A 10754-nucleotide genomic window follows, 5' to 3' on the forward strand; every position below is an offset into this window, starting at 1 on the left:
ATAACTAGCGGCTGTATCTCAAAGTCTAAACCGGTCAACCGATTGCGAGAGCTTGCCCGCCAAAGTGGACAACTCATCGGTGGTCGAGGCAGTCCGGCCAATGACCTTGCTGTTGCCTTCGGACATGCCGGCAATCATTTCGACCTGATGGGCGATTTCGTTGCTGGCCAGGCTCTGCTCACCGATGGTGCGGGTGATGTCATTGACCAGTTGCGTGGTGTTCAACGTGGCGTCGAGGATTTCGCGGATCGCGCGCTCGACGTCAGCGGTCACGGCCATGCCTTTGTCGACCTGCGCCACGCCCGCCTCCATGCTGGTCACGGCCTCGCGGGTGCTTTGCTGGATGCGTGAGACCATCGTGGCAATTTCCTGGGTGGAGGCGCTGGTGCGTCCCGCCAAGCTGCGCACTTCATCGGCCACCACGGCAAAACCACGCCCTTGCTCACCGGCACGAGCAGCTTCGATCGCGGCGTTGAGCGCCAGCAGATTGGTTTGGTCAGCGATGCCCTTGATCACCTGGATGATGCTGAAAATCCCTTCGGACTCCTTGTCCAGCGTGCGGATCACCTGGGCCGATTGCTGCGCCGAACGCGCAATACCGTCCATGTCGTTGACCACCTGATGAATCACGCGACCGCCATCCTTGGCCAGTGCCTCGGCCTGATTGGCCATGTTCAGTGCCCGTTCGGCATGCCGGGTGATTTCCTCGATGCTCGCGGTCATTTCGCTGGCAGCAGCCGCCATGGTGCTGGCCGCTACGCTTTGCTGCTGGCTGCTACCGGCGACTTCGTGGCAGCCACTGCTCAATTGCGCACTCATGCCGCTCACGCCGTGGGCGTTGCTGCGCACGACTTCGATCATGCTGCGCAGGTCGCGCTGCATGGTCGCGAGGCTGCGAATCAGCGCGCTGGCTTCGTCGTTGTGAGTGGGCTCGACAATCGGTTCGCTCAGGTTGCCATGAGCGATGCTGTCGGCGATGCGGCTGGCGGTTTTCAACGGTCCCATGATGCTCAGCATCACCCCGCGCCCGAGGGCCAGCAGCAGTAACAGGCTGGCGATGAGGACGCCGCCGAGGGTGAAGTTGGCGTTGCTGATGACTTTCTGAGTGCCGACACTGGTTTGTTGGGTGTTGGTTTCGATCAGTTCGCTGAGGGCGGCCATCTGGTCTTCCAGCTGGCTGAATACAGTACTGAAACTGCCCAGTTGTTGCTGCGCGGCTTCTGGATTTTCCAGCGCCAGCGCGACGATGCGTTCGGCGGCGCTGATGTAGGTATCGAGGCTGGGCTTGATTTTGTTCAGCCCCGCTTTAAGGGTGTCGTTGACCGGCAGCTTGAGGTTTTCACCGAGCATTTCACGAAAATGCGCCGCATGTTCCTCGATGGAACTGCGCACCTCGGCTTTGCTGCTGGTGCTTTTACCCAGCCCGACCAGCATCGCGGACAGCACGTCGGCGCGTAACGCATCGTGCATCATGTCGGCTTCGAGGTGATTGCGCAGCACGGCCATACTGACCTCGTTGTCATTCACCGCCTCAGCCATCTGGGTGTTTCCCAGGTAACTGACCAGGCTCATGATCAACGCGGTAACCAGGCCGGTGCCAATCAGCAGAATCAAACGTAATTTTATGGACACTCTGTGGATCCTCTCTCAGCACGTTTGTCAGTGGCGTAAAGCCCACTGCGGATTGGTTTGCTAAAGGGGATATCGGCTGGCACGAGTGGTTATTGAAGCGAATGTCCATACGCGCATGTCTTTGCGACATGCGGTATGTTTTTTCGGTTTTGAGGGCGCCCGAATCAGGCAGCGGAGAAGAAATAGCGCGTCAGGTGAAAGAAGATCGGTGCGGCGAAGCAAATCGAGTCCATCCGGTCGAGCATGCCGCCGTGACCTTTGATCATGGTTCCCCAGTCCTTGGCGCTCAAACTGCGTTTGATCGCCGACATGACCAGACCACCAAGGAAGCCCATCACCACGATGACGAACGACATCATCAGGGACTGCCAGAAACTGAAGGGGGTCATCCAGAACATGCAGCCGCCAATCAGCGTTGCAGACAGGCCGCCACCGACCAGACCTTCGACCGTTTTCGACGGACTCACCAGCGGCGCGACCTTGTGTTTGCCGAAGAGCTTGCCGAACACGTACTGCAACACGTCACTCAACTGAACGACAAACACCAGATAGAACAGCAATAGCGCGTTTTGGCCCGCGAAACCTTCCAGATCCAGGAGCAAAAGCGCGGGCGCATGGCTGATGCAATAAATGCAGATCATCACGCCCCACTGGATCTTTGCCGTCCTTTCCAGGAAGCCGTCAGTGTCCTGACTCAGCACTGCAATCGCCGGCAACAGCAGGAATGAATACACCGGGATCAGCAGCGTAAACATCGAATACCAGTGCGTACCGATCAGAATGTATTGCAGCGGGATCAGGATGAAAAACGCCGAAAACAGGGCGTTATGGTCACCCCGTCTGGTCGGTGTCAGGGTGATGAACTCCCTGAGCGCGAACAGTGAGATGAAACCGAACAGGACGACCGTTGCATTGCCACCCAGCAGGTAGGAAACGAAGAAGATGATGACCATCCCCCACCAGGCATTCACGCGCTGATTGAGGTTTTCGATGGTCGAGACAGCGCCTTCCGTTTTGGCCCGCCGGGCCAGCAATCGACCGGCCAGCGACGCAATCGCCAGCAAGCATGCCAATCCAAAAAAGAACCACAAAAACTTGGCTTCAAGACTCATTTCGACAGCCCCACAATGGCGTTACGCGCGCGTTCCAGAAACACCTGTTTGTCCTCGCCAGCAATCCTTTCCATCGGATTGCCGATACGGATCGTGCAGATGATCGGCAGAGGGACGTGTTTGCCTTTGGGCATGGAGCGATGCAGGTTTTCCAGGTAGATCGGCACCAGGTCGACATCGGGGAAGGTCTCGGCCAACCGGAAAAGACCTGATTTGAATTCCCCGGGCAGTGCCTCGGATGAGCGAGTGCCTTCCGGAAAGAAGATGATCGAATGACCCGCCTGCACCACATCGAAAATGGGCTCCAGCGCATTTTTACCGGGCGCCGGTTTACGGTCAATCAGCACGGCATTCAAGCCTTTCTGGGAGATGTACGACAGAAACCGGTTTTTCCCCCAGTAATCGGCAGCGGCGATCGGCTTTACATTTAACCTGGCCTCGGGCGGCAGGGCCGCAATGATGGCCAAGGTGTCCATGTGACTGGTGTGGTTGGCGAAATAGATTCGCTGACGGGTGAGATCCGGCGGGCTCTCCCACCTTGCCGTGACGCCAATCAGCAGTCGTAGAACAGAAATCAGCGCATTACTGATCCACATGGTCGGTCCCCTTCAACTGCTTGGCGATCGCCAGCGTTCGCGTGACGCAGGTTGCGACCGATCCAATGGCGATGACAGCCAGCGCGATCAACAGTACGTAGTGAGTGCCATAAATGTTTGCTTCGACGGCATTCAACAGCAGTGCTGCGGTCATCACGGCCATTCGATGCTGCTTGGCCATAGGGCCGATGAAGGTCTGCTTGAGGCCAATCGAGCCACCGAACACCCTGACATAAGCAGTAAGGGCTGCGGCCAGGGCAGCGAACCATCCGAGGTCGGATTGCCCAATGGCATACCCCAACCCTACGATCAGCAGGCTGTCGGCTATCCGGTCGGGGAATTCGTTGTAGAGACTGCCGATATCGGACTTCTTGCCGCCCTCTATCGCCACCATCCCATCGAAGAGATTGCACAGCAGGCGCAACTGAATGCCGACCGCGCAGCAGATCGATCCAATGACACCGCTATCAATATTGAGCGCCACGACGCCGGCAAACGCGAAGGCGATGCTGGCGACGGATATCTGATTGGGGGAAATGTCTCTTTTCACCAGAATGTCGGTGATGCGTTTTGCCCAGCCCGCAGAGCGCGTCTTGATGGGCCTTCTGTTGTCATCCACTGGCCAATATCCCTATAAATGATGAGTTACTACGTGTTGCAGTGTAATGGCGAGTCACGCTGACTACATCCAGCAATATGAAGACTTTGCTTGGTTTGTGTTTTTTGAGCTTTTCATCAGCGATCAGGAACCCTAAGCGATACCAAACTTGTCGATGTACGCCTGCAAAGCCAGGGCATTGCCCAGTGCAAAACCGCTCGCGGTGTTATCAAAGATGCACCAGGTGGTGATTCCCTCCCGCAGGGAGTTCTGCACCTGCTGCGCCAACGCCTGCAATCGATCTGGCTCATAGTTACTGTGATAAACACGCGGCGAGCCATGCAGCCGCCAGTAATGGATACCAGGCCAGCCGCCCGGTGCCCCTCCACCGGCTATCGGCGACGGATCAGCCGCGACTCGCCCGACTTTCTGCTCGACCAATAAAGCGTCTGCGTTCAGCCAGGTTTCATGCCGAGGTTCAAGGACCAAAGCCCCTGCATAACGCTGCCGCAACGCCAGGAAAAATTCTGTGGCGATGCCCTCGTCATAAGCCAGTGACGGCGGCAACTGAACCAGTAGACAACCCAATGATTCGCCAAGCGCCGTGCACTGGGCAAGAAACTCGTCCAGCAGCCGCTCACACCCCTGCAATCGCTGAACATGAGTGATCAGCTTGGGCACCTTGACCGAAAAACGGAACGCCATCGGTGCCGATTGCGCCCAGCGTAGATACGTGTGGGGCCGATGCGGGCGATAAAACGAGCTGTTGATTTCTACCGCTGTCAGCTGCGACGCATACCGCTGCAAATGCGTGCCATGGGCAGGAAACATCGGCCAGTGCTCACGAGGCAGATTCCAGCCCGCACAACCGATGTAACACAACGAACCCTGCTTCGCCCCGGCCAAGAGTTTTCACCTTCATTTTTCGGAACAGCGTCCCAACCTTAAACTTCGAGACAAGCCCTCAAAGCAAGTTCGTTTTTTCTCGGCTGCATGCTAGGTTGTACGATAACCGATAAGTGATATTTTCACTCTCGCTCCGACAACCCACAACAACAAGGAAACACCCATGAAAAAAGTGAAACTGCTGATTGGATTCTTGTGCCTCTTCAGTGGCTACGTAGCCGCCGCCCCTGCTTCCGCGGACAAGGACGTTGCGCAAGCCGTCGATCATCTGACGCAGGCCATGTTGCACAAGAACATTGCCGATCTGAAGGCGCTGACCGCCGAGAACCTGACTTACGGGCATTCCAGCGGGAAGATCCAGGACAAGAAAGCCTTCATCGACGATATCGAAACCGGCAAAAGCGCATTCAAAACCCTGGAGATGCAGAACCAGACCATTACCGTGTCGGGTGACATAGCGTTAGTCCGCCATCACTTCTCGGCACAAGCGCTGAAGGGCACCGAAGTGGTTCCGACCGAAATCGAGAACTTCCAGATTTGGCAAAAACAGAAAGGCCACTGGTTGCTGGTAGGCCGACAAGCGTTCAAGTTCTGATTTTTGCGTAACTAAGGGGACACCGGTCAGCCAGGCGGCGGTGTCCCCTACTCTCCCCATTTATCTACCGTTGATCCGCGAGTTTGGCTTGAATCCTATAAAAACATATTTGTATGCTTAAATTGATATTGTCGAACAATCCCATCACCAGAGGGTGCCGTCATGAATATCAAAGTCCTGGCTTTAATGCTGTTGGCGTTCTGTGCTCAACCGGCCTGGAGTCAGAATCCCCCCGCCGCTCCAGCCTCCGCCGACAGCGCCGCGCTGACCACACGCCTGGCCTTGCGCGACCTTTGGGTCGAGCATATTTTCTGGATCAGAAATTACGCGATCGCCAACCAGGCAGCCGACAAACAGCAAGCCAAAGTCGCCGCTGATCAGGTCGTCGACAACGCGACCAAAATAGCCAACAGCATCGCTCCGCTCTACGGCCAGCCCGCTGCCGATCAACTGCTCAAGCTGCTTGCCGGTCACTGGGGCGCGGTGAAACACTACAGCGACGCCACGGTCGCCAAAGACACGAAAGGCAAGCAGGCAGCCGTCACGGAGTTGACCAGCAATGCCAAGGCGATTGCGGCGTTTCTGGCCAAAGCCAACCCCAACCTGCCTGAAAACACGCTGGTTGCCATGCTGTCAGCTCACGGCGGCCACCACGTCGCCCAGGTCGATGAACTCGCCGCGCACGACTATGCAGGCGAAGCACGCACCTGGCAGATGATGCGCACCCATATCGTGTCGCTGGCTGATGCGTTGACGGCCGCACTGGTCAAGCAGTTCCCGGACAAGTTCTGATACCGCGTGAGGGCAAACCATGCTGGAAGGACTGGGCCGTACACAGCAGGACCTGCTCAATGCGTTGCTGCACCATGCGGGCGGCATGAGCATTGACGAGTTGGCTGACCATCTTTCGGTGACACGCACCGCGGTTCGCCAGCATCTGGCGGCGCTGGAGCGTGACGCCTTGGTGCTGCGCGGCGAGACCCGGCCGACGGGCCGGCGTCCGGAGCAGCTGTATCGGCTCACCGACCATGCGCGGGAGCAGTTCCCTCGCCAATACCAGATGCTGGCCAGTGTGCTGATCGAGGAAGTGGCCGACATCATCGGCCACGACGCCCTGGCTTCACTGATGCGCAGCATGGGCCGAAAACTGGCCAAAGATCGCGAACCCCAGGTGGTTGACGAAGCCAGGATCGTGCAGCACATGAACCAGGCGGGATACGAAGCAGAAGTGTTTTTTCGCTCGTCCGATGACAAGGAAATCGTCGCGCACAACTGCGTCTTCCACCGTTTGGCCGCAGCCCACCCGGTGGTTTGCGAACTGGACCTGGCCTTGATCGGAGCGTTAGGCGGCGGTGAAGTCGATCACACGGAGTGCATGGTGCGCGGCGGAAATGTCTGTCGATTCAAACTGCGACCACTCGTAGAAAAGGCCAGCGAGCCTGATGTTTCACCCAACTCGCCAAACCCCACACCAGACCGCTAAAGTGGCGTGTCCGAAGGCGTCGCCCGACAGTTCTGTGGTAATTGCGGCGCTTCGCTGTTCTGGTCTGATGCCAAAGGTGAGTTTTCGGATTGGATGTCCGTGGCGATAGGCACGCTGGATACGCCGTTCCTGAGTGAAAAACAGAAACACGTGTGCGTTGCATCGAAAGCGCCGTGGTACGCCATCGAGGATCGGTGGCCGCGGACCGAGTGAGCGTTTTCGGCCAAAAAGCGAAAGCACATGAGGTACATTGATAGCTGATCCCAAATTCACTGATGGGAGGGACCGTATATGACGACGCGAACTGAAACTGCCATCCTGGCCGGTGGCTGCTTCTGGGGCATGCAGGATTTGCTCCGACGCTACCCCGGCGTGGTGTCCACGCGGGTAGGCTACTCGGGCGGTGATGTGCCCAATGCGACTTACCGCAACCATGGCACGCACGCGGAAGCGATCGAGATCGTGTTCGATCCGGACCAGATCAGCTATCGCCAGATCCTCGAGTTTTTCTTCCAGATCCACGACCCGACGACGGAGAATCGTCAGGGCAACGATGTGGGTATGAGCTACCGCTCGGCACTCTTCTATCTCAACGATGAACAGAAGCAGGTAGCCGAGGACACCGTGGCCGACGCTGATGCATCCGGCTTGTGGCCCGACAAAGTTGTCACTGAAATCGTGCCCGCAGGCCCGTTCTGGGAAGCAGAACCGGAACATCAGGACTACCTCGAACACTATCCCAACGGCTACACCTGCCATTTCATTCGGCCAAACTGGAAACTGCCTAAACGAGGGTGATAGTGCGGCGAAATCCGGGTGAGCACGAATCTCGGCGGTGCAACGCATTAGGTCAGTGGTCGGGCGTTTACGCGGGGTTACACCAGCGCGAAGGCGAAATACCGAACGCCTTCTTGAAGTGCCTGGACATGTGGCTTTGATCGAAAAACCCCGCCTCGATCGCCGCATCCGACAGCGCCAGCCCCGCTTGGGTGAGCGCTTTCACCCGGTCCAGGCGCCGCAGCGTGAGATAGCGGTGCGGACTGGTGCCGAAGAACACACGAAAGTCATTCGACAGGCTCCAGCGATCCCGCCCGGCGCAATCGGCCAGGTCGTCGAGGGTGATCGGCCGGTCAAGGTTGTCGTCAATGTACTCGCGGGCTCGCGCCGCAGCGGCGAAGTGCTGGGCTGTCCGGCCGGGAGGCTGGCCCGCGAGTTCTGCCAGGGTCGTCACGAAGGTGTAGAGGGCGTCGTCTTCCGCCAGCGAATCCAGTTCGTCACCCAGCGCGTCGAGCAGCGCATCGGCCGCAGCGGCCAGGCGCGGATCTCCGGTGACGCCCGCCTTGAAAAACGGCAGCGGCTTGCCCTTCACAATCTGCTGGACCAGGGATGGCGGGACGTACACGCCGCGATAACGGAAACCCGCCTCGGAACCTGCGCAACCATCATGTGATTCGTCGGGATGCACGATCATGGTTTCACCGGGCAGGCACAGTTTCGACTCACCCCGATAATTGAAGCGGTGCACGCCGGCGACGGTTCGGCCGATGGCGTACGTGTCGTGTCGATGAGGGTCGAAGGCGTGCGCGCAGAAGAACGCTTCGAACCGCTCAAGCTTCGAAGTCTGGGGAGCATGTCTGACCCAGTCTCTTTGCGAAGGGTGATCTAGCATGGTGGCGCACCGGTGCAATTGCAGATGTGTACCCTCGAAACCATAACACGACGGATCGACACGTCTCTCAAGCCGGTTCATGTCGCCTGAACGTGCAGATAGAACGCGTGGAACATGAAGAAAGCACAGACCACCAGCGCCAGGCCCATTAGGCGATTGAACACCGTGAAGTAAGACTCACGGGTAATACGTCGACCGAGGATGGCGCCTAGCAGCGAATAGACACCCGGCGCCCCGCCACCGGCGATTGCCAGCAGCGCAGAGACGATTGCGATGGAGGAGCCGGTAATGTGCGCCGCCGGCAGCATGACGCTGGTGATCGGCAACACCACCATGATGCCTTTGGGATTCAGCACCTGAATCAGAAATCCATTCCAGAACGTCAGGGTCTTTTGCGCTGCTACCGGGGGCTCGCTCGCCTCCCCCGGCACCACCGTCGTTGCGGTGTAAACCTGATAGGCGAGATAGAGCGTATAGAGACCGCCCACCAGGGAAATGTAAGGCAGCGCCGCCTGGGAAATAATCGCTTCACCGGTATAGCCGAAGAGGATGAACAGCATCAACAACGCGCAGCCCACTCCGACGAAAAAGCCCAGGGAACGCCGAAACCTTCCCGTCAGCCCGGCATTCAGCGCCATGAAATTGACCGGCCCCGGGCTGTACATCACGCTGAAAGCGTAGAGAAAAATGTCCATGACTTGCCTGCAATCAACCCAGAAACGCGATACGAATCGTTGGAGTCTACGCAGGCAATCTGGTGCTTGGCTTGTACGTTTGTGGGTGGTGGATTTGCAGGTTGACGCGTGGCAATAACCCACTTATTGATTGAGCACGCTCATCGGTTTTTCCGGTTGAGAGCGCCTCATCAATAAAAGGATTAGTCAGTGATCAGCTTCAGACAGCGCGCCGCCAAAGGGCTGCAAGTGGGCGACAGCTTCACGGTATCCCGCCGCTTCAGTGAGGAAGACATTCAACGCTTCGCCAGCATTTCCCGCGACTACAACCCCGTGCATTTCGATGCGCGTTTCGCCGAAGCCCGCGGCTTCAGGGCGCCGGTTTCCCATGGCCTGCTGACGGCCAGCCTGGTCACCGAAATCGGTGGGCAGATCGGCTGGCTGGCGTCAGGCATGACGTTCCACTTCAAGAAGCCCGTGTATGTCGGCGACACCATCACCTGCCATTGGGTGATCACGGACATCGATGAAAAAGGCCGCGCCACGGCGGCTATCACGATGACCAACGAGGACAACATCATAGTAATGGAGGCACAAACCAGCGGCGTCGTACCGGGCGTGAAGGAGCGAGCAATCCTGGCGCAGATGCTGCAAGAAGGTGATCCCACAAACGGTGTAACGACCCCTCGCGAATAACGGTTGAACACGTATCGGTGCAGCAACAGATAGCCCGGAGATTTGTATCGTTCTGTATGTTCGCTGGAGATCTTACACAGCGTTACACAACCCCTGAATCAGGACACATACGCAGTACATGAAGGTGGAAAAGTGGGCGGCGTCGAACACCTGGCGTTCTCCGATGAACCCAGACCAAAGAGCCCAAGACCCCAGCAGGAGCCACCTCATGATCAATGAAATCGATACCGTGCTTTACACCGGCAAGACCCACACGACCGGAGGCCGTAACGGCGAGGCACGAAGCGACGATGGACGTTTGGACGTCAAGCTTTCCGCGCCTGGCTCGTCAGGGAGCGGCACCAATCCCGAACAGCTGCTGGCTGCAGGTTGGTCGGCCTGTTTCATCGGTGCAATGGGCAAGGCGGCTGTCGCGTTGAAGGTGACCCTGCCGAGCGACGTCGTCGTCGATGCCGAAGTGGACCTGGGCAAGACCGAAGACGTCTTTTTCCTCCAGGCGCGCCTCAATGTCAGCCTTCCGGGTCTGGACCCTGCTGTCGCACGGGCCGTGGTGGATGGCGCCCACCAGCGGTGCCCGTATTCCAAGGCGACCCGTGGCAACATCGACGTCACGATCAATCTGGTTTAACCGAAGCACCCCGTGTGGCCTAATGCTGTTCACTTAGGGTTGGGGTACATATCCGTTTCTGCGGTGATGGCGGCTGGCGGTTTCGCTTTTACAGCGAGTCACTTGGAAATGCATGGTCAGCCCCTCTCCTGCAACCTCATTGGCTGCTTTCGGTAAAGCTGGCTT

The 10754-nt window shown here is 57.9% G+C and carries 14 protein-coding genes and 1 pseudogene; 7 read left to right on the forward strand and 8 right to left on the reverse strand.

All coding sequences use genetic code 11. From position 1 onward, the window contains the following. Positions 1–18 precede the first annotated feature (18 nt). The 6 genes and pseudogenes from VD17_RS33140 to VD17_RS21330 form a co-directional block, all read right to left on the reverse strand. Positions 19–882, reverse strand: coding sequence for a methyl-accepting chemotaxis protein (locus tag VD17_RS33140; protein WP_440130579.1), 864 nt, complete (start codon positions 880–882; stop codon positions 19–21). Then, positions 877–1632 (reverse strand): annotated as a pseudogene (locus tag VD17_RS33145) (MCP four helix bundle domain-containing protein); the annotation flags it as partial. The pseudogene VD17_RS33145 and the gene VD17_RS33140, both read right to left, overlap by 6 nt. Before the next feature lie 164 nt (positions 1633–1796). Further along, positions 1797–2744 (reverse strand): phosphatidate cytidylyltransferase, encoded by a 948-nt coding sequence (locus tag VD17_RS21315; RefSeq protein ID WP_033056640.1) that lies wholly within the window; start codon positions 2742–2744, stop codon positions 1797–1799. Further along, entirely contained in the window at positions 2741–3340 is a 600-nt protein-coding gene (locus VD17_RS21320; protein WP_046049021.1) for a lysophospholipid acyltransferase family protein, read from the reverse strand. Before VD17_RS21320 ends, VD17_RS21315 begins: the two co-directional genes overlap by 4 nt. Further along, complete coding sequence (locus tag VD17_RS21325; protein WP_046055526.1) at positions 3327–3959, reverse strand: CDP-alcohol phosphatidyltransferase family protein; 633 nt, start codon at positions 3957–3959, stop codon at positions 3327–3329. Before VD17_RS21325 ends, VD17_RS21320 begins: the two co-directional genes overlap by 14 nt. 132 nt (positions 3960–4091) lie before the next feature. Then, positions 4092–4769 (reverse strand): DUF72 domain-containing protein, encoded by a 678-nt coding sequence (locus VD17_RS21330; RefSeq protein ID WP_046055537.1) that lies wholly within the window; start codon positions 4767–4769, stop codon positions 4092–4094. A gap of 238 nt (positions 4770–5007) precedes the next feature. Here VD17_RS21330 and VD17_RS21335 point away from each other — a divergent pair, with 238 nt between their 5' ends. The 5 genes from VD17_RS21335 (at position 5008) to msrA (ending at position 7720) form a co-directional block, all read left to right on the forward strand. Next, positions 5008–5439 carry a nuclear transport factor 2 family protein gene (locus tag VD17_RS21335; RefSeq protein WP_046055527.1) on the forward strand — a complete coding sequence of 144 codons (432 nt, stop codon included), beginning with the start codon at positions 5008–5010 and terminating at the stop codon, positions 5437–5439. Between the two features lie 162 nt (positions 5440–5601). Next, positions 5602–6231: a hypothetical protein gene (locus VD17_RS21340; RefSeq protein WP_046055528.1), complete on the forward strand. Its 630-nt coding sequence runs from the start codon at positions 5602–5604 to the stop codon at positions 6229–6231. Positions 6232–6250: 19 nt separating this feature from the next. Beyond that, positions 6251–6922 (forward strand): helix-turn-helix transcriptional regulator, encoded by a 672-nt coding sequence (locus VD17_RS21345; protein WP_046055529.1) that lies wholly within the window; start codon positions 6251–6253, stop codon positions 6920–6922. A gap of 6 nt (positions 6923–6928) precedes the next feature. After that, positions 6929–7135, forward strand: coding sequence for a GFA family protein (locus tag VD17_RS31775; RefSeq protein WP_440130578.1), 207 nt, complete (start codon positions 6929–6931; stop codon positions 7133–7135). 78 nt (positions 7136–7213) lie between these two features. Then, positions 7214–7720 carry a peptide-methionine (S)-S-oxide reductase MsrA gene (gene msrA, locus VD17_RS21350; RefSeq protein WP_046055530.1) on the forward strand — a complete coding sequence of 169 codons (507 nt, stop codon included), beginning with the start codon at positions 7214–7216 and terminating at the stop codon, positions 7718–7720. A gap of 67 nt (positions 7721–7787) precedes the next feature. Here the strand turns inward: msrA and VD17_RS21355 are convergent, their stop codons facing one another. Both VD17_RS21355 and VD17_RS21360 read right to left on the reverse strand, forming a co-directional pair. Then, the gene (locus VD17_RS21355; RefSeq protein ID WP_046055531.1) at positions 7788–8591 is read right to left on the reverse strand and encodes a helix-turn-helix transcriptional regulator; all 804 of its coding nucleotides are present in this window, start codon (positions 8589–8591) and stop codon (positions 7788–7790) included. 77 nt (positions 8592–8668) lie between these two features. Continuing rightward, positions 8669–9286 (reverse strand): LysE family translocator, encoded by a 618-nt coding sequence (locus VD17_RS21360; RefSeq protein ID WP_046055532.1) that lies wholly within the window; start codon positions 9284–9286, stop codon positions 8669–8671. 189 nt (positions 9287–9475) lie between these two features. Between VD17_RS21360 and VD17_RS21365 the strand changes: the two genes are divergently transcribed. Continuing rightward, the gene (locus tag VD17_RS21365; protein WP_046055533.1) at positions 9476–9961 is read left to right on the forward strand and encodes a MaoC family dehydratase; all 486 of its coding nucleotides are present in this window, start codon (positions 9476–9478) and stop codon (positions 9959–9961) included. A gap of 208 nt (positions 9962–10169) precedes the next feature. Then, positions 10170–10589, forward strand: a complete 420-nt coding sequence (locus VD17_RS21370) for an organic hydroperoxide resistance protein (protein WP_046055534.1) — start codon at positions 10170–10172, stop codon at positions 10587–10589. The last annotated feature ends 165 nt before the right edge of the window (positions 10590–10754 follow it).

The organism is Pseudomonas fluorescens, assembly GCF_000968015.1.
Lineage (GTDB): Bacteria > Pseudomonadota > Gammaproteobacteria > Pseudomonadales > Pseudomonadaceae > Aquipseudomonas > Aquipseudomonas fluorescens_W.